This window comes from Bacteroides celer (genome assembly GCF_002632415.2).
GTDB lineage: Bacteria > Bacteroidota > Bacteroidia > Bacteroidales > Bacteroidaceae > Bacteroides.
Map to the genome: position 1 here is coordinate 1,904,507 of NZ_CP178209.1, position 18,713 is coordinate 1,923,219.

Annotated in this window: 16 protein-coding genes and 1 pseudogene; 10 read left to right on the forward strand and 7 right to left on the reverse strand. The window is 39.6% G+C overall.

Going from position 1 to position 18,713, the window contains the following annotated elements; all coding sequences use genetic code 11:
- Positions 1 to 410: 410 nt before the first annotated feature.
- The 5 genes from CJF29_RS07370 to CJF29_RS07390 all read right to left on the reverse strand — a co-directional run bounded on the left by CJF29_RS07370 (position 411) and on the right by CJF29_RS07390 (position 5,692).
- On the reverse strand, positions 411 to 2,666 hold the full coding sequence (locus CJF29_RS07370) for a cation:proton antiporter (protein WP_099146271.1): 2,256 nt from the start codon (positions 2,664 to 2,666) through the stop codon (positions 411 to 413).
- Positions 2,667 to 2,717: 51 nt separating this feature from the next.
- Positions 2,718 to 3,734: an inorganic phosphate transporter gene (locus CJF29_RS07375; protein WP_004302159.1), complete on the reverse strand. Its 1,017-nt coding sequence runs from the start codon at positions 3,732 to 3,734 to the stop codon at positions 2,718 to 2,720.
- 15 nt (positions 3,735 to 3,749) lie between these two features.
- On the reverse strand, positions 3,750 to 4,397 hold the full coding sequence (locus CJF29_RS07380; RefSeq protein ID WP_004325331.1) for a DUF47 domain-containing protein: 648 nt from the start codon (positions 4,395 to 4,397) through the stop codon (positions 3,750 to 3,752).
- Positions 4,398 to 4,475: 78 nt separating this feature from the next.
- Complete coding sequence (locus tag CJF29_RS07385; RefSeq protein WP_099146272.1) at positions 4,476 to 5,111, reverse strand: DedA family protein; 636 nt, start codon at positions 5,109 to 5,111, stop codon at positions 4,476 to 4,478.
- A gap of 149 nt (positions 5,112 to 5,260) precedes the next feature.
- Positions 5,261 to 5,692, reverse strand: coding sequence for a hypothetical protein (locus CJF29_RS07390; protein ID WP_004305687.1), 432 nt, complete (start codon positions 5,690 to 5,692; stop codon positions 5,261 to 5,263).
- 282 nt (positions 5,693 to 5,974) lie between these two features.
- Between CJF29_RS07390 and CJF29_RS07395 the strand changes: the two genes are divergently transcribed.
- The 10 genes and pseudogenes from CJF29_RS07395 (at position 5,975) to CJF29_RS07440 (ending at position 16,638) form a co-directional block, all read left to right on the forward strand.
- Complete coding sequence (locus CJF29_RS07395) at positions 5,975 to 7,234, forward strand: carboxypeptidase-like regulatory domain-containing protein (protein ID WP_099146273.1); 1,260 nt, start codon at positions 5,975 to 5,977, stop codon at positions 7,232 to 7,234.
- A gap of 50 nt (positions 7,235 to 7,284) precedes the next feature.
- Positions 7,285 to 7,836: an RNA polymerase sigma-70 factor gene (locus CJF29_RS07400; RefSeq protein ID WP_099146274.1), complete on the forward strand. Its 552-nt coding sequence runs from the start codon at positions 7,285 to 7,287 to the stop codon at positions 7,834 to 7,836.
- Positions 7,836 to 8,690: a FecR family protein gene (locus tag CJF29_RS07405; protein ID WP_099146275.1), complete on the forward strand. Its 855-nt coding sequence runs from the start codon at positions 7,836 to 7,838 to the stop codon at positions 8,688 to 8,690. Before CJF29_RS07400 ends, CJF29_RS07405 begins: the two co-directional genes overlap by 1 nt.
- A 21-nt stretch (positions 8,691 to 8,711) precedes the next feature.
- Positions 8,712 to 10,255 (forward strand): annotated as a pseudogene (locus CJF29_RS07410) (carboxypeptidase-like regulatory domain-containing protein).
- 61 nt (positions 10,256 to 10,316) lie between these two features.
- A complete protein-coding gene (locus tag CJF29_RS07415; RefSeq protein WP_004302174.1) occupies positions 10,317 to 10,493 on the forward strand; it encodes a DUF4250 domain-containing protein in 177 nt (58 codons plus the stop codon).
- A gap of 199 nt (positions 10,494 to 10,692) precedes the next feature.
- Positions 10,693 to 11,232 (forward strand): RNA polymerase sigma factor, encoded by a 540-nt coding sequence (locus CJF29_RS07420; RefSeq protein WP_004302175.1) that lies wholly within the window; start codon positions 10,693 to 10,695, stop codon positions 11,230 to 11,232.
- A gap of 4 nt (positions 11,233 to 11,236) precedes the next feature.
- Complete coding sequence (locus CJF29_RS07425; protein ID WP_099146297.1) at positions 11,237 to 11,581, forward strand: hypothetical protein; 345 nt, start codon at positions 11,237 to 11,239, stop codon at positions 11,579 to 11,581.
- 32 nt (positions 11,582 to 11,613) lie between these two features.
- The gene (locus tag CJF29_RS07430; protein ID WP_099146276.1) at positions 11,614 to 12,171 is read left to right on the forward strand and encodes a hypothetical protein; all 558 of its coding nucleotides are present in this window, start codon (positions 11,614 to 11,616) and stop codon (positions 12,169 to 12,171) included.
- A gap of 48 nt (positions 12,172 to 12,219) precedes the next feature.
- Positions 12,220 to 14,976: an outer membrane beta-barrel protein gene (locus CJF29_RS07435; protein ID WP_099146277.1), complete on the forward strand. Its 2,757-nt coding sequence runs from the start codon at positions 12,220 to 12,222 to the stop codon at positions 14,974 to 14,976.
- Between the two features lie 90 nt (positions 14,977 to 15,066).
- The gene (locus CJF29_RS07440) at positions 15,067 to 16,638 is read left to right on the forward strand and encodes a ClC family H(+)/Cl(-) exchange transporter (protein ID WP_099146278.1); all 1,572 of its coding nucleotides are present in this window, start codon (positions 15,067 to 15,069) and stop codon (positions 16,636 to 16,638) included.
- Positions 16,639 to 16,723: 85 nt separating this feature from the next.
- Here the strand turns inward: CJF29_RS07440 and CJF29_RS07445 are convergent, their stop codons facing one another.
- Together CJF29_RS07445 and CJF29_RS07450 are read right to left on the reverse strand one after the other, a co-directional pair.
- The gene (locus tag CJF29_RS07445; RefSeq protein WP_413544534.1) at positions 16,724 to 17,449 is read right to left on the reverse strand and encodes an LruC domain-containing protein; all 726 of its coding nucleotides are present in this window, start codon (positions 17,447 to 17,449) and stop codon (positions 16,724 to 16,726) included.
- Positions 17,421 to 18,677, reverse strand: a complete 1,257-nt coding sequence (locus CJF29_RS07450; protein WP_255299335.1) for a DUF4114 domain-containing protein — start codon at positions 18,675 to 18,677, stop codon at positions 17,421 to 17,423. The genes CJF29_RS07445 and CJF29_RS07450 overlap by 29 nt, the downstream gene beginning before the upstream one ends.
- Positions 18,678 to 18,713 lie beyond the last annotated feature (36 nt).

Consider the following 18,713-nt stretch of genomic DNA (forward strand, 5'->3'; position numbering starts at 1 on the left):
TTCAATAATTATCTTTGCAAACAAGATAGTTTTCTGTTCTTTTTTGATTTTTATGCGTTTACATCACGTTGTTTATGAATAAAAATCGTACTTTTGTGAGCAAGAGCTGTTGTTGCTTATGAATGCTTATTTTCAGATTTGCGTTATATTTGCAACACGTGTACGCAAGTCGCTGATAGATATATAATGTTGACTTTGAGGAAGTGAAGTAAAGATCGCTGAATATACAATAAATCAAAATAAGAGAGCTGTAGATTAAATGTTTACAGCTCTCTTTTGTTTTATATGTAATGTGATTTATTTGACCCCGGACTTTATTACAGTATGTGGTGTTAGAAACATCGAAGCTATTTTATTAAGCATGCTTTCTCGTTTTTATACTTTTCCGTTTTGTAAGTAGCCAATTCCAATTACGTCAGATACAGTATTTCTCTAATCTTCTCGCGGTTACCCACAATCCAAACGAGATCTCCTAATTGGAAAGCCGTATCTTTATCCAGAGGGATCAATTCATTATTCCGTTCAATAGCCACAACGATACCGTCGTACTTTTCTCCCAAATGAGACTGTGCAATGGTTTTATTTAAGAAACGGAATTCATCATCTACAGTGAAAGAGTGGAGCGTCATCTTTTTATCTACTGCATCCGTATCTATTGTGTTTTTTACATCTTCAATTCTATTTCTGAACTCCTGCAATTGCATATCCGTACCGACTACAGTCAGTTTATCCTGCGGATAAATAGGTTCAGAACTTTTCGGAATGTATATATTCAAATCACCACGCGTGATTGCAACCACATTCACTCCAAAATTTTGCCTGAATGAAAGTTCTCCTAAAGACTTGCCGATGTAATCGGAATAAGGCGATACCACGACAGACGTCAAATCAAGGTCCTTGTCATTGAACTCGCTATTGAAACTTGTTTTTAGCGGGTGTCGTTTTTTAGCAACCTCTTCCCGTCGGTTAAGATTGGCTAGGAATCTCGTTTCCAATCGTGAATATTGCGTGAGGTCTTCTCTAAGAATAAGAATCAATGCCACAACAGCTATGGCAATAATCACACTTATTCCCCAGTTCAGCTTGAAATAGCTGATAACTACGCTAGTGATAAAGAAAAGAGCAACAGATACACGGCCTAGAACGAGAGAAACCAGTCGTCCGTGATTGTAATTCTCATCTCTCCATAGCTTCAGGAATAATTCGGAAGAGTTGTATTTGTTGGAGATGAGTGCCCACAAAAAAGGAGTCATAAGCAAAAGAGTGCCCAGACACATCACCAGCTTAATCCATAGGGTAACAGGAGCAAACATTTCACTGATGGCTGGATAAATGATTTGTATAGACAGCAGCCAAATAGCAGTGAGCAATACGCTATAAATAATAACCCTGCCAATCATGTTTTTTAGTAATTTCTTCCAGTCACTATCGTGGTTCATGGTCTTCTTGCCGGAAGCATAACGATCTAATGTTTCCTGTACTTTAGTAGGCAATATTTTGTAAAGCCATTCGGCAAAAGGGTTGGCTAAACGGATAAAATAAGGAGTCGTGAAAGTGGTGATAACAGATACAGCCACAATAATAGGTGAAATAAACGGATCGAGCACTTTGAGCGAAACACCCAGTCCGGCAATGATGAAAGCAAACTCTCCGATTTGTGCCAGGCTGAATCCGGATTTGATAGAAGTGTTTAGCGGTTCTCCGGATAAGAGTACGCCAAATGAAGAGAAAATGGCTTTACCGATAATGGTAACCAGAGTAATGATGATAACAGGCCAGGCATATTCTACCAATACCGCCGGATTTACCAGCATACCGACCGATACGAAAAAAATAGCTCCGAAGAGGTCTTTTACCGGTTGTATGATATGTTCGATGTGTTCGGCTTCGATGGTTTCGGCAAGGATAGATCCCATGATAAATGCTCCTAGTGCTGTTGAAAAACCTGTATAAGTAGCCAATACTACCATTCCCAGACAAAGACCGAGAGAAACAATCAGAAGAGTCTCGTTATTCATCAACTTCTTTGCTTTTTTGAGAAAAGCCGGAATAACGAAGATACCTATGAGAAACCACAGGATTAAAAAGAAAACGACCTTGAGCACACTTATCAGCAAATCTTCACCCACAAAGTCTTGACTCACTGCCATTGTGGAAAGAAGCACCATCATTAAGATAGCAATCAGGTCTTCCACTACCAGAGTACCGAATACGATACCGGTAAAACGTTGGTTACGCAATTCCAGATCATTGAAGGCTTTGATAATGATTGTAGTGGACGACATAGACAACATTCCCCCCAGGAAAATGGAATTCATAGTGCCCCATCCTAATAATTGTCCCACCAAATATCCAATGAGCAACATACTGATTACTTCGGTGATAGCCGTTATAAAAGCTGTGGAACCTACATTCATGAGCTTCTTAAAACTAAACTCCAGTCCGAGTGCAAAGAGCAGGAATATAACACCTATTTCTGCCCATATATTGATATTCTCAATATCTCCTACTGTAGGGAAAATATTAATATAAGGACCTGCCAGCAATCCGGCAATAATGTAACCTAAGACTAAAGGCTGTTTTAGCCATTTGAACAACAAGGTTATGATACTGGCCGATATTAATATCAGCGCAAGGTCGGCAATCAAAGTTGGCAAGTGTGACATTAGATGTGGGTTTATTTATTATAACATTCCTGATAGATAATATGTTTCCATCTATAAAAAGATGGAAACAATATAATAAATAGCTGCAGCTAAGAGTCCACTGACTGGAATTGTAAGAATCCAGGCAGTCATGAGGCTTTGGGTTACTCCCCAACGAACGGCAGAGAGGCGTTTAGTTGCACCTACTCCAATAATCGCTCCTGTGATAGTATGTGTAGTACTAACGGGGATTTTCAACATTTCCGTAATGTAGAGAGTGAAAGCACCTGCTGTTTCGGCAATCACTCCTTCCAATGGGGTTACTTTGGTAATTTTTGTTCCCATTGTTTTCACTATTTTCCAGCCACCGGACATCGTACCGAGTGAAATTGCTGTGAAGCACGAAAAAGCAACCCAGTCGGGAAGGTCATTGATGCTGTTGATACCCATGCCCAATCCCATTGAATGGCCGGCTATCATGGCAGCGGCAATAATACCCATTACTTTCTGTGAATCGTTCAAGCCATGTCCGACGCTGAAGAGGGCGGAGGATACGAGTTGTAACCTCTTGAACCATTGCTCGGCTGTGTGAGGATGTGCGCGTCGGCAGATGTAGAGGACAAACAGGGTGAAACCAAAAGCAATGACCATTCCGATAAAAGGAGCCAGAAAGATAAAGGCTGCAATTTTAAGAATGATGTTAAGCTGAATTGCTTCAAATCCGTTTGCCATAATGGCAGCTCCTGCAAACCCTCCGATAAGGGTGTGTGAGGAAGAAGACGGAATCCCTTTCCACCAGGTAACCAGGTTCCAAGTGATAGCCGCTATAATTCCTGCTAATATAATGGGCAGGGTGATATATTGCTCTACCACAGTCTTGGATACTGTATTGGCGATACCGAATCCACCTATTATATATTTGGCAATGAAGAAGGCTACGAAGTTGAAGAAAGCAGCCCATATTACAGCTTGAAAGGGAGTAAGCACCCTGGTAGATACGATGGTAGCTATTGAGTTTGCTGCATCGTGAAAGCCGTTGATATAATCGAATATCAGAGCCAGAATGATGATAGTTACTAATAATTCCATGTGTTCCGGCTTGCTTTATGCGTACTTTACAATCAGGTTTTTGAGAATCTTACCTACATGCTCTGCAGCATCGGTCGTTTTTTCCAGTTCATGCATGATCTCCTTTATTTTGATAAGTTCAATGCAATCTTTTTCCTCTTCGAAAAGTTTGGTGATAAAGAATTCGTATACATCATCCGCCTGGTTCTCGATTTCATGCAGTTTGGAGCAGTATTCGCGGAGAAGAGTCGGTTTCTTACGGAATGTTTCGAGTTCGTCCATGGCTTTGCATATATAGATCGCTTCCTCCTGAATCAAACGGCTCAACTCTTTGCCATTCTCTGAAATAGGACGGGGATTGTAAATAGAGATTCGTTTGGCACAACTGTTTATTCCGTCAATGACGTCATCCATGCAGGAAGCTAAGTCATGAATATCTTCGCGGTCGAAAGGAGTGATAAAGGTAGTACCTAATTCATCAAAAATCAGGTGTGTCAGTCTGTCGCCTTCCCGTTCCAGGTCTTTGATTTTTTTGTAGTAGTCCGAACGTTCTGTAGGTGAGTCATGTTGCAAGCTTTCTATTAAAACAACTGATGCTTCGCAGAGCACTTCTGATAGCTGTTTCAGTAAAGGGAAAAATTTGGGCTCCTTTGGAGTAAACCGGCTAAAAAAAGAATTTTTCATAAGTGTAAAAACTTTAAATTGTTTTTTCTTCTCTATTTATATTAGTAACAAATGAATACAGATTATAGTTTGCTGTTTTTAAGATTTTAGTTTGGCACGTACTACCTCTATAATGGCAGGCAATACAGAGATAAATATGATGGCTACAATCAGTAACTTCAGGTTTTCCTGCACAAACGGAAGGTCGCCGAAAAAATAACCGGCATAGCAGAATATGGCAACCCAAACGGCACCGCCTACTAAATTATACATCATAAAATAGTAATAATTCATCTTCCCCATTCCTGCTACGAAAGGTGCAAACGTGCGTACTATCGGGACAAATCTGGCTAGAATAATTGTTTTCCCACCATACTTTTTATAGAACTCGTGTGTTTTCTCCAGATAACTTTGTTTGAATATCCTGGAGTTGGGATTATTAAACAGCTTTCGACCGAAGAAATGTCCTATCATGTAATTGCAGGAATCGCCTAATACGGCAGCGGCAAATAAGATAATGACAAGTATATGCACGCTGATGGGTATATCGGGTAATGCTGAAATGGCTCCTGCAACGAAGAGTAAAGAATCACCGGGAAGAAAAGGAGTGACCACTAATCCGGTTTCACAGAAGATGATAAAAAACAAGATGGCGTATGTCCAGGCATGATAATCACGCACAATCATCACCATATATTGATCGATATGAAGTATAAAATCCAATAAAAAGTCCATTTTATATACTTTGGTTATTATTGTAATGAAAGAATGTTATAGGCTTCCAGACCATAGTGAATTCTTTTTTCACTCAAATGGTGGATGCAAACAGAAAGTGGGGCATAAAAGACTTGAATTGTCCTATGCCGAAAAAAGATATAAAATGGCTAAATGAGTATGTGTCCTAATGAATAGATATGATATCTATCGGAATATTTAAAAAGATTGGTATAATATGAAAAACCTGTCCATTGATTTTTAGGAAGTTGAATCTTTAGCGAGCTTAGTATGCGGATAGTGACAGAAGGAATATTGAATCTTAGTATTTTTAAGGGAGAGAGGTGGCGGAAGGAAAATGGATTTAAAACGCCGTTATCGTTATTGTAATTTTGCTTTCCGGCGTATTCTTTTGTCTTGACTAGTTTTTGTTCTTGATCCAGTTGTATAATGCTAGCTTTAGAGGTATATGAATAGGAATAGGTTTGTATGCCGTTACTACCGGCTTCTAACCGGTATGCCTCTTGTGCTTCGTTGGAAATCAGATGGAATCCCCAACACAGAAATACGCCTAATAGTATACAAAATATGTACTTCATCATAACGGCCGCAAAGGTAGAAACTATTTTTATATGAAATACATATTCACAAGCATAATTAACAATTATATCAGTGATTACCGGGAATTATTCTTTGAAGTTACTTATCGTAAATTTCATCGGAGTATATGTTATCCCATTGGTACATTGTTTCTTATTAATTCTCGGATATAACATTGGAATATGATTTCTTTTTCTTTTTTTTTGTAAAAGCTGTAGGGTATTTCCAGTCTGAGCGCTCTTATAAATAGAAACGTAATTTATTTACCTTTAAAAAGCATCAGTATGAAGAATGTAGAAAAACACTTGGTTGGATGGCTGTCAGTTTGTTTGCTGCTTTGTAGCTTTCCTGTGTGGGCGCAAGGAGATGCCGGAGATTATCTAACAATCGTTGGTATGGTGAAAGACAAGCAAAATAAAAAAGCTCTGGAGAACGTAAATGTATCTGTGCATGGCAGTAATATCGGCACTGTGACGAATGCGGAAGGAGTATTTGCTTTGAAAATCAAAAAAACAGAAGCGCCGCGCGAACTAGAGGTTTCACATATAGGTTATGTAAATAATCATATCTCTCTGGAGAAAGAAACACCCTCTAAGTTGACGGTTTGGCTGACACCTCATGCCAACCTGCTGAATGAAGTGGTGGTGTTTGCTGAAAATCCACGTATGATTGTAGAGAAGGCAATCAGTAAGATTCCTCTAAATTATAGTGATAAGCGTGATATGCTGACGGGATTTTATCGGGAGACTGTACAGAAAGGGCGTCGGTATATTGGTATATCGGAGGCTGTGATCGATGTGTCCAAAACAGCCTACACTAATAGAAATACTAATTATGACAAAGTAAGGGTGGTGAAGGGACGTCGCCTGCTTAGCCAGAAAGCGAGTGATACATTAGCTGTCAAGGTTGTTGGCGGCCCTAACTTGAGTATCACTTTGGATGTTGTGAAGAACAAGGGAGCATTACTCGATATGGAAGAATTGAATAATTATGAGTTCTGGATGGCGGAATCCATGCTTATAGATAACCGTATGCAGTATGTTATTAATTTCCGCCCCAAGGTAATCCTTATGTATGCTCTCTTGTATGGCAAATTATATATCGATCGTGAACGCTTGTCATTTACCCGTATAGAGATGAGTCTGGACATGCAGGATAAATCGAAGGCAACCACTGCCATTCTATATAAAAGACCTCTCGGTTTAAGATTCAAGCCGCAAGAGCTGTCCTACCTGGTCACTTATAAAGATGTGGAGGGAAAAACTTATCTGAATTATATTAGCAACACAATCCGTTTCAAATGTGACTGGAAGAAGAAACTGTTTTCCACAAGCTATACAGTAGCTTCCGAAATGGTCGTGACCGACAAGAAAGAAGGAATGTTGGAGACTATTCCCAACAAAGAAGCCTTCAGCTTGAATCAAATATTCTATGATAAAGTAGACGAATATTGGAGTCCGGACTTTTGGGGAAACTACAATATCATCGAACCTACGGAATCTTTGGAGCACGCAGTGGATAAATTAAAAAAGCAATCGAATTGAAACAGGGATAGTTTTCTTATATTTGAGGTCAATCATAAAGAAAAGCAAGTATGCTGGATGAACTGCTCATACTAAAAAAGATAAAGGGAGGTGACATAAAAGCGTTTGAGGAACTCTTTCGCCGTTACTATTTTCCTCTTTGCTGTTATGCGGCAGGCATTACCGGGCAAATGGAAGTGGCTGAAGAGATTGTGGAGGAACTTTTTTATGTATTTTGGAAAGAAAGGGAGCGCTTACAGATCTTTCAGTCCGTTAAAAGTTACTTGTATAGAGCGACTCGTAATCAATCTTTGCAGTATTGCGAACACGAAGAAGTTCGGAACAGATACCGTGAAACTGTATTGACCACTTCCAACCCAGAGCAGTCAACAGATCCTCATCAACAGATGGAGTATGAGGAATTGGAGAGATTCATAAATGGAACCCTTGAAAAGCTGCCGGTTCGCAGACGGAGGATTTTCGAGATGCATCGTCTGGAAGGGCGGAAATATGTCGAGATAGCGACGCAGCTTTCGCTTTCTGTTAAGACAGTAGAGGCTGAAATGACAAAAGCCCTTCGGACATTACGAGAAGAAGTAGAAATTTATATTCACATGAAGTGATGAAAACAGATATTTATAAAATAAAGACAGATCAGGCGTGGAATCGATTGTATAATCGCTTGGACAATGACCGTTTACTTGCGAAAGTGGATGAAGGCCACCATACACGCAAATATTCACAATGGATCAGGTACGGAGCAGTTGCCGCCGTTTTGATAGGCGTCATTTGGGGAACTTTGTATTGGGTGACCGGTTCTGATAAAGAACTGGCACAGCATCTTCTTACACAGGAAAATCAAGGTGTTTCCACTTTGGCAACGACTCTCGAAGACGGTTCTGTCGTACTCTTGGCAAAAGAAACTTCCCTGTTATATCCGAAACATTTTATTGCTGATAAACGGGAAGTGAGTCTACAGGGAAATGCGTTCTTTGACGTAGCAAAGAAGCAGGGACAACCCTTTTGGATTGACACGGAGCAAGCTAAGATTGAAGTGCTAGGTACTGCTTTCAGTGTGCAAAGTGATGAAAATGCTCCGTTCCGTTTATCCGTACAAAGAGGGATAGTGAAGGTTACTCTAAAAAAAGGAAATCAGGAGTGTTATGTAAAAGCGGGGGAAACGGTAGTAGTGCGATCACAACAATTAGTCGTTTTGGATACAGATAAGGAGAATGAAGAGTGGGGCAGCTTCTTTAAGCATATACGATTTAAAGATGAATCGTTAGCGAACATTCTGAAAGTCATGAATCTGAATTCGGATAGTTTGCAAATACAAGTTGTCTCACCGGCATTGGAGGAACGTCGGCTGACTGTCGAATTCTCTGACGAATCTTCTGAAGTTATAGCTAATCTGATAGCTAATGCGCTCGGTCTGCAATGTATCCGGCAAGGAGATATTCTTTTATTATCGGAATAGAACTCATTAAAGTTGGGAAAAATGAAACAGTCTTATCATTATCTGTCCGTTCTGCTGATACTCTTCTTCTTCGTCGATATGATGAGAGCGGATGGAAGTGATGTGCTGGAACGTATAGTCAGACTTCCCAAGATAAAAGTACTGTTTATTCATTGTTGAGTGATGTCTCTCAACAGTCGGGATATATGTTTATTTATGATAGTAAAGTCATTGATAATGATGCAGTAGTGAAGATAAAGGGAGGCGAACGTTCCATTCGTCAGGCAGTGTATGACATCGTAGGAAATACCAGTCTGGAGTTTCAAGTGATGGGCACTCACATCCTGATTACTCTCCCTTCGGAGAAAAAGGTACGTGTGCAACAAGATTTTGTTCCGGAACAGATAACAAACTTTGTCATTATCGGCACTTTGCTGGATAAGGAGACAGGAATACCTATCTCTTCTGCTACTGTTGGAGTGCGAGGAACATCTATTGGCAGTATAACGAATCAGAATGGAGATTTTAAACTGTCTTTACCCGATTCTTTGAAAAATGATTCGATTACTTTTTCTCATATAGGTTATCTTTCACAGGACATAGAGTTTGCTTTGCTGATTGGACGGCACAATATACTTAGTCTCGAACCTAAAATTGTCCCTTTGCAGGAAGTGGTGATTCGTCGAAGTGATCCAAAGAAACTTTTGCGTGAAATGATTGAGCGGCGGAATAAGAATTATTCGCATACTCCGGTATATCTGACTACTTTTTATCGTGAAGGAGTTCAGTTGAAAAACAAATTTCAAAACTTGTCGGAAGCTGTGTTTAAGGTTTATAAGACATCCTCATATTCTTCTGTACCGGATCAGGTGAAGCTGTTGAAGATGAGTCGGCTAAGTAATGTAGAAGCAAAAGACAGCTTGCTTGTAAAAGTAAAATCCGGAATTCAGGCTTGTATCCAGATGGATATCATCAAAGATATGCCCGAGTTCCTGACTCCTAGTGTAGAGAAGGGTATTTATGACTATACTTCAGAAGGAGTAACATTTTTAGAGGACCGATTTGTAAATGTGGTGTATTTTGAGCAGAAAAAGGGAATCAGCGAACCTCTTTTTTGTGGAGAGCTATTTCTTGATTCCGAGACAAGTGCTCTATTGCAAGCCCGTCTGGAAGTTCATCCTGTATATGTGAAGAATGCGGCAGGTATGTTTGTCGAAAGGCGTACGCGTAACGTGCGAATGATTCCTCAAAAGGTGGTATATACAATTTCTTATAAACCGTGGCAAGGGACTTATTACATACACCATATCCGTGGAGATCTTCATTTCAAAGTGAAACGGACAAAAATGCTGTTCGGCAGCCGGGATCTTCATATCTGGTTTGAGATGATTACTTGCAAGGTGGATACCGAACAAGTGGTCGTATTTCCCCGTACAGACAGATTGCCCACCCGTACCATCTTCTCTGACACCTATTTCAAATATGATGAGAACTTTTGGAAGGACTTCAACGTGATCCCATTGGAAGAGGAAATCAGTAAACTGATAGAAAAGATCTCTTTGAAGATAGAAGAAATAGGTGATTGATTTGTTTTGTCATTCAATGAGATTGCTGTACCTTTGCATCCGGTTTAAAAGATTGTATGTTATGGAATTACCAAAAGATCCGATGATGTTGTTCAGCGTCATCAATATGAAGTTACGTGATTGTTATTCTTCACTTGACGAACTTTGTGAAGATATGAATGTGGACAAGGATGAATTAGTGAATCAGTTGAAAGCCGTGGGCTTTGAATATAGTGTAGAACACAATAAGTTCTGGTAATCATTTTCTTGTTTACAACTTATAGATAAACTACTAAAAGTGCCTTCATCGCCTTTACAAAGGATATGGAGGCACTTTTTATATTTTATGCGCAGCTTCTCTCTTACTCTTTCTTGTTAATAAAAGCAAAATGCGGATTCCCGTATTTAACTTCCCCGCTCTTCTTCGTTCTAACTAATAAAGCTCAGAAAAAGAATTGATGATAAACGAGAATAAAATTCGTGAAGCTTGTGCCTCGAATCGCGAACGGGGATTCAAGATGTTGATGGACTCTTTTCAGGTACCGATATATAATTATATCCGTAGACTGGTCGTATCTCATGAAGATGCGGAGGATGTGCTTCAGGAAGTCTTTATCCGGGTGTTCCGGCATATCGATCAGTTTCGCGAAGAAAGTTCACTGTCAACCTGGATTTACCGGATTGCCACGAATGAGAGTTTACGCTTGCTGAACGGTCGTAAAGATGAGGGAGTTGTTTCTGCAGAAGATGTTCAGGAAGAGTTGATGGGCAAGTTGAAGGCTTCCGATTATATTGATTATGAAAATGAGCTGGCAGTGAAGTTTCAGGAGGCCATTCTAAGTTTGCCTGAAAAGCAACGGCTTGTATTCAACTTACGTTATTACGATGAACTTGAATATGAAGAGATTGCCCGTGTACTGGATAGCAAAGTGGATACACTAAAAGTGAATTACCACTATGCGAAAGAGAAGATTAAGGAATATATATTAAACAGATAGAATGATGAAAAAGGATTTTGATTTTGACGATATTGGTAAACGGACACCTTACCGTACCCCCGATGGATTCTTCGAGGATGTGCAACGAAAGGTGATGGAACGCGCCGGAGTGAAGCCACAGCGGAAATCTCACATGAAGCTGATTATTTCTACGGTGATTACCATAGCAGCAGTATGGGTCGGATTTCTGTTTGTTCCATCTTTGAGACAGGCAGATGAGGTTAAAACACCTTCTTCGAAAGTATTAGCCAATGGTGCGGAACCTGTAGATAAATGGATTAAAGAACTATCGGATGAGGAGTTGGAAGAGCTCGTCAGCTTCTCTGAAAATGATATATTTTTGAATTAAGTAACTCAATCATTATTTTAAACGTGAAGATTATGAAGACTAAATTTATTTATGTAATTTTGGCTGTTCTTTTGATGGGAAGCCAGATGACTTTGTCTGCACAGAATACGGATAACAAACAAAAAAAACAGCGTCCTACACAGCAGCAAATGATGCAAATGCAGGTGGACCAGATGGTGAAAACATTGATGCTGGATGATGCAACAGCTGCTAAGTTTACTCCGGTTTATGAGAAATATCTCAAAGAATTGCGTGAATGCCGTATGATGAATCACAAGCCGAGAACAGAAAAAGCTAAGGCTACAGATGCTAATGCTAAAAAAGAACGGCCGTCCATGACTGATGACGAGATTGCGACCATGTTGCGGAATCAGTTTACTCAAAGCCGTAAAATGCTGGATGTTCGTGAAAAGTATTACAATGAATTCAGCAAGATACTTTCGCAGAAGCAAATTTTGAAGATTTATCAGCAGGAAAAGATGAATGCTAATAAGTTTAAGAAAGAGTTTGACCGCAGAAAAGGACAGAAACCGGGACAGGGACATCACCAGGGACAAAGACCTCGCGCTCCACGTCCGGACCAGAAATAAAGATTAGGTTTATTTTATTATAGTTTTATTTTACTAAATCAACACAATTTGAACATAGACAGCCATATTTATTCTTCTCAGTACCGTTTGATTACTTGTTATGTCTTGTTACTGATTAGTTTGACTGTTTTTGCTCAGTCCGGCAAAGAGCGTTTTTCCGGTCGTGTGATTGATACTGAAACCTATCAGCCGGTACCGTTTGCTACGGTCCGGCTTTTAGCTTTACCGGATAGTACATTGTTGGGCGGCGGCGCTACGGATGCTATCGGTAAATTTCAACTTTCCGTTTCCATTCCTAATCATGCAATTAAAGCGAAGTCTTTATTATTACAGGTGTCATATGTCGGATATAAGCAGGTTTTTCATCCCATTTCCATTTCCAGCAAAAGCTCTTCTTACGAATTGGGGGATATAAATCTGACTCAGGAAAGTTATGCTTTGGATGAAGCAGTGGTAGTAGGGCAGGCTCCAATGGCGGTGACAGAGGGGGATACAACGGTATTCAACGCTTCTGCCTATCGTACTCCCGAAGGCTCAATGCTTGAAGAATTGGTAAAACAGCTTCCGGGAGGTGAAATAGATGCAGACGGTAAGTTGCTAATACATGGCAAGGAAGTAAAAAAGATTTTGGTGGACGGTAAAGAGTTTTTCTCTGATGATCCGAAAGCTGCTCTTAAAAATCTTCCTGTGGAGATGGTGGAGAAGTTAAAAGCGTATGAACGTCAATCGGATTTGGCACGTCTTACGGGAATAGATGACGGAGAGGAAGAGATGATTCTGGACTTGTCTGTGAAAAAAAATATGAAACGGGGCTGGATGGAGAATTTTATGGGAGGATATGGAAGTAAAGACCGTTATGAATTAGCCAATACCTTGAACCGTTTTCGTGAAAACTCTCAATTAACCATTATCGGGAATCTGAATAATACCAATAACCAGGGATTCTCGGAATTACAGAATGAATCTTCCAGTTCAACAGGCAATATCCGTAGCCGGATGGGACTGACTACCTCCCGCTCATTGGGGCTTAATGCGACTTATGATTGGAAGCGCGTTAAATTACGTTCAAATATTCAATATGTCGGCACCGATCGTTTGGAAGATAGCCGTACCACAGTCGACAACTTTCTCCGGGAAGATAAATCAATCAATCTGGGCACGAGTCATAGCCGACAACAGAATCACGAACTGGTAGCCAATGCTTCTCTTGAATGGAAAATGGATTCTGTTACTACATTGATTTTCCGTCCTCAATATCGTTTCGCTGCCAATGACAGAGAGAATAATGGCTTTCAGGAAGGGTGGGGGAGTGATGTCTTGTTGAATGAAAGAGAGTCCTCCGGCACCAATCATAATTCCCGGTATAATCTGACGATGATGTTGCAACTTAGCCGGAAATTGAGTCGTTTGGGGAGAAATGTTGCTTTGAAGGTAGACTATGGTACTAATGCTTCAGCTACAGACCGAAAGAGTCTTTCCACCACCCGGTACTTCAAAAATAATACGAAGAAGATTCAGAATCAGAAAATAGAGGATGATGTTGACGGCTATAATTACCGGGTGCAACTGGTGTATGTAGAACCATTGCCGTGGCGGCATTTCCTGCAACTTCGTTACAGCTATCAGTATAGAGTGAACAATTCGGATCGTTTTGTCTATGACTGGGATAAGGAACTGGAAGAGTTTGCTCCTGACTTTGATGAAGACTCTAGTAACCGTTTTGAAAATCAATACAGTAATCACTTAGTGAACCTTGCCATACGTACTTCACAAAAGAAGTATAATTATAATATTGGTGTTGATTTTGAACCTCAAAAGTCTGTTAGCCATTCATTGTTGAGTGATGCTCCCGAAGATCAGTTGGAAAGATCGGTCATGAATTTTTCGCCTACTGTCAATTTCCGCTATAAGTTTTCAAAACGCACCCGTTTGCAAATTGTGTATAGGGGAAAAGGGAAACAGCCTAATATACGTGATCTCCAACCTGTGACCGACCGTACCAACCCTTTGAATATCCGTGTCGGAAACCCTTCGTTGAAGCCTTCATATATGAATACTTTTACGCTGAATTTCAATTCTTATAATACCAAATATCAGCGAAATATGGTAGCTACCGCTTTATTCGAGAATACCATTAACAATATAACTAATCAGGTGACTTATGATAGTGAAACCGGTGTACGAACTACATCTCCGGTCAATATGAATGGTAATTGGCGGGGCATGGGTTCTTTTTCTCTCAATACCCCTTTTAAGAATCGTAACTGGATATTTCGTACTTACTCCTATCTGCAATACCGGAATCAGAATGGCTATACAACCTTGAACAAAGAAGAACCGGTGAAAACTTCCGTACAGCATTTAACGGGACGTGAACGTCTACGGATTACTTATCGTACCCGCCAAATGGAACTTACAGGGCTTGTTGGTCTGACTTATAACAATTCTTATAATGACGTACGGGAGAAACGTACTGAAACTTTTGATTATCAGGCAGGAACTGAATTGCAGCTTTATCTTCCCTGGGGGATGGAGTTATATAATGACCTGACTTATTTCCTTCGTACCGGATATGGTTATGAGGGTTATGCCAAAGCAAATTTCATGTGGAACTGTCAGCTGTCAAAAGCCTTTTTGAAGAGGAAACAGTTACTAATCCGCTTTAAAATATATGATATTCTTCATCAGGACATTTCTATGATACGCACGATAACCGCTACTGCCATTCGTGACACTGATTATAATGCACTGGGTTCTTACTTTATGGTGCATGCTATCCTTCGTTTGAATATGATGGGAAAATAATTAGAAATTAAATCTTCATTAGTTTGAAAACCACAGCAGGGTTTTGATTGTTGTATGTCCTACGTATAAAAACAATGTAAGGCTGGCTGAATGTTTCGACTGATAAAAAAGATAAAAGATAAAGGTCGTTGGCGCATTTTTAAACTGAAGTTGATTGATGCCCGACTGTACTTTGTCAGTATCTTCGTAGGATTACTGACAGGACTTGTGGCTGTGCCTTATCATTACCTATTACAGTTTTTCTTTAATCTCCGTCACGATTTCTTTGATTCTCGTCCCCAATGGTATTGGTACATACCTCTTTTTCTTTTGATGTGGGGAATACTTGTATTCGTATCCTGGTTGGTAAAGAAAATGCCGCTTATTACCGGTGGGGGTATTCCGCAAACACGTGGAGTTATCAATGGCAGGGTTGATTATAAACATCCTTTTCTGGAATTGGTGGCAAAGTTTGTAGGTGGAATACTTGCATTAAGTACTGGATTGTCTTTGGGGCGTGAAGGTCCCTCCGTGCAAATAGGTTCGTATGTTGGATATTTGGTATCCAAATGGGGGAGGGTGCTTAGCGGTGAACGGAAACAACTATTGTCTGCCGGCGCCGGTGCCGGGTTAGCTGCTGCTTTTGCTGCCCCATTGGCTTCATCATTGTTGGTGATCGAATCTATCGAGCGGTTCGATGCACCTAAAACAGCTATTACCACTCTTTTGGCAGGAGTAGTGGCAGGTGGAGTTGCCAGTTGGATTTTCCCGATCAATCCTTATTTTCATATTGATGCTATTGTACCGGAGATGACTTTCTGGGGGCAAGTGAAATTGTTTCTTTTGCTGGCAGCAGTGGTTTCTGTCTTTGGAAAGTTCTTTTCTGTCACCACTCTTCAGGTGAAACGTATTTACCCTGCTATTAAGCATCCGGAATACGTGAAGATGTTGTATTTGCTTTTTATCGCTTTTCTGATTTCTATGGCTGAGTTTAATCTGACCGGAGGAGGGGAACAGTTCTTGTTATCACAAGCTATGCATCCGGACACGCATATTCTCTGGATTGTCGGCATGATGTTGTTGCATTTTGTTTTTAGCACTTTTTCTTTTTCTTCGGGTTTACCGGGAGGAAGTTTTATCCCGACGCTGGTGACGGGAGGACTTCTTGGACAAATAGTGGGATTAATTATGGTTCAACAGGGTGTTATTGCTTATGAGAATATTAGTTATATCATGTTGATTTGTATGTCTGCATTCCTTGTTGCAGTAATCCGTACCCCTTTGACAGCTATTGTACTAATAACCGAGATTACGGGGCATTTGGAAGTCTTTTATCCTTCTATTGTTGTAGGAGGATTAACTTATTATTTTACGGAAATGCTTCAAATCAAACCGTTCAATGTTATTTTGTATGACGATATGATTCATTCGCCTGCATTTAAGGAAGAACCGCGTTACACATTGTCTGTAGAAATAATGAGCGGCTCTTATTTAGACGGGAAAATAGTAGATGAACTTCGTTTACCGGAGCGTTGTGTGATAATTAATGTTCATCGTGACCGGAAGAATTTGCCTCCTAAAGGGCAGACATTAATGCCCGGCGATCAGGTGCAAATAGAGATGGATTCGCAGGATATAGAGAAACTGTATGAACCTTTAGTCAGTATGGCGAATATTTATTAAGTGTCTGGCTCTTATCCTTTGATATATACAAAAATAGCTGAAAGAGAGATTCTTCCAGCTATTCTTGTTTCAGTATATTAAGTACTTATTTTTTCTTATACCAATCGGCGTTTGTACCATATTTAGCCCAGTCTATAAATTTAGGATAGATTTCGCTGATAGACTTCTTCTCGTTTTTATCGAAGTTCTTTAGTTCTGCAATATCATTAGCATTGGCATTTGACAAATAGAATGCAAAAGGATAAATATTCTCTTGATTCGATACATAGTAAATGCCTTCATTAGGTTTAGAACAGTCTTCATATTGTCCGAAGAGAGAAGTATCGACTTTAGAAGTTGGTTTCTTCATAGGACAATGAACTTCCAAGCGATTACCTTCTTTGCTAGGACGGTATATGAATGCATCGATTGATGTTTCCTGCTTTTTATTCGAGTTTTTATCTCCGTATTTGAATGTTACTTTATATTCGGCATTTGGGTTTGTTTTAACATTATCTGTCAATATGATTGCATTGCTTTCACGAGTAAATTTGTCAGCTCCCGAAGCTACAGTAAAGTCCTTTTCATTTTCTTTTCTAATAAAGTATTCAATTGACTGTGCATTTCCCTCATTTGAAAGAATGAAACCTAATCCGTTAGTGAATACAGTCGATTTATTATATAAAGTTTTAAATGTAAATGACTCGCTTAAGATTTCATTGAATATATTGAATACTTTTTGATAAGTATACTGAACCAATACGTCATTCATATCGTAATCACCAGCTTTAGGCCATTCATCTTCAAATGGCGTATACACCTGTCTTTTCAATAGTTGTATTTAAGTCTTCATCTACAGGAGGAACATTAGTGATTTCAGGATTGGCTTTTAATGAGAATACAACATCTGTAAAATTCTGATCATCCATGAACTCTTCAAAGGCGATAGCAATGTTACTGTTTTTATCTTTAAACATAGCTGTACGTACATCTATACCGCTATTAACTTTAGTACTAAATCCTTTTGTGGAACTGGCATAAAATCCTTCGGTTAGAGTATAACTGTTGAAACCTGTAAAATAGGTGTTCCATGCGTTGCAAGCGAGAATAAAACCAATGTAGTATCCTTTGGGGAAGTTCTTGCCTTTTGGATATTCCGGATCATCAAAATATTTTAGTTGTACAGCTGTACCTTCTTTTATACCTTGGGGAGAGGCTTGAAGGCTTCCATTATTCCAGGTCATTTGAGTATTGGGGAATACAGCATATACTTTTACGTCTTTCAGACTGGCAGGAGCTTGATCGTATCTGTAATAGTAGTAGCCTAATGAACTGTTCCAACAGGTCCATCCTCTTAATGCAGTTAGTACTACGGCTGTTTCATCTTCCTCTACATATAAGTCGGCTTGAGTACGATATTCCTCTGGACAACTTCCTAATGTATTCAACACTTTGCTTACAGTAGTACGTAATTCGTTCATTTCAGATTTACTTAAAGTGAGCTTAGGATCATTACCTTTATAAGCATAATCAATAACTCCACTGCGATCGTCGAATGAACCGAGATTAGTATTCCAACCTAGATTATTAAACCGATTTCTATCAAACCGGGTTGACTCTCTGTAGGATGCTCCGGTAGTAAGTTGTTCATCTGTGTCTGATACTTTCAAAACACCGTTAACTATTTTTCCAGGGATTGCCTGTCTGGCAAAAGGTGATGTAGAAACGATATACACATTAGATACATAAGCCGGCAATTCAACCGTTGCGGTGAATTTACCTTGTTCATCTGTCCATGCACCATCTAATGCCTGAACGTTTTCTTTTAGAATGGTGGTGTTTTCACCTTCAATCAATGGATTTCCATCATAAATGGAAAAAGGAACTCTTGATTCGGAATTGGAATAATCAATTTCTACTTGTACTTTTTGTATAGTAGAAAAATTAGAGGTGTTAATTTCTGCCCCTGGAGCTTCTTGGTATAAGTCTTTATCACTATCCACACAACTGCTTATACCCACTACAATTACCATTGTGCATGCTAACCAAAATCTTCTCATATCTAATAGTTTTTGTTTATGCGATACTTTAGTTCG

Coding starts and splice junctions, on each gene's coding strand:
- CJF29_RS07375 (WP_004302159.1), bottom strand. CDS start 3,734: ATGGAATTATTAGTAACTATCATCATTCTGGCTCTGATATTCGATTAT.
- CJF29_RS07450 (WP_255299335.1), bottom strand. CDS start 18,677: ATGAGAAGATTTTGGTTAGCATGCACAATGGTAATTGTAGTGGGTATA.
- CJF29_RS07415 (WP_004302174.1), top strand. CDS start 10,317: ATGGAATTACCAAAAGATCCGATGATGTTGTTCAGCGTCATCAATATG.
- CJF29_RS07370 (WP_099146271.1), bottom strand. CDS start 2,666: ATGTCACACTTGCCAACTTTGATTGCCGACCTTGCGCTGATATTAATA.
- CJF29_RS07420 (WP_004302175.1), top strand. CDS start 10,693: ATGATAAACGAGAATAAAATTCGTGAAGCTTGTGCCTCGAATCGCGAA.
- CJF29_RS07400 (WP_099146274.1), top strand. CDS start 7,285: ATGCTGGATGAACTGCTCATACTAAAAAAGATAAAGGGAGGTGACATA.
- CJF29_RS07425 (WP_099146297.1), top strand. CDS start 11,237: ATGAAAAAGGATTTTGATTTTGACGATATTGGTAAACGGACACCTTAC.
- CJF29_RS07390 (WP_004305687.1), bottom strand. CDS start 5,692: ATGATGAAGTACATATTTTGTATACTATTAGGCGTATTTCTGTGTTGG.
- CJF29_RS07430 (WP_099146276.1), top strand. CDS start 11,614: ATGAAGACTAAATTTATTTATGTAATTTTGGCTGTTCTTTTGATGGGA.
- CJF29_RS07385 (WP_099146272.1), bottom strand. CDS start 5,111: ATGGACTTTTTATTGGATTTTATACTTCATATCGATCAATATATGGTG.
- CJF29_RS07395 (WP_099146273.1), top strand. CDS start 5,975: ATGAAGAATGTAGAAAAACACTTGGTTGGATGGCTGTCAGTTTGTTTG.
- CJF29_RS07440 (WP_099146278.1), top strand. CDS start 15,067: ATGTTTCGACTGATAAAAAAGATAAAAGATAAAGGTCGTTGGCGCATT.
- CJF29_RS07380 (WP_004325331.1), bottom strand. CDS start 4,397: ATGAAAAATTCTTTTTTTAGCCGGTTTACTCCAAAGGAGCCCAAATTT.
- CJF29_RS07405 (WP_099146275.1), top strand. CDS start 7,836: ATGAAAACAGATATTTATAAAATAAAGACAGATCAGGCGTGGAATCGA.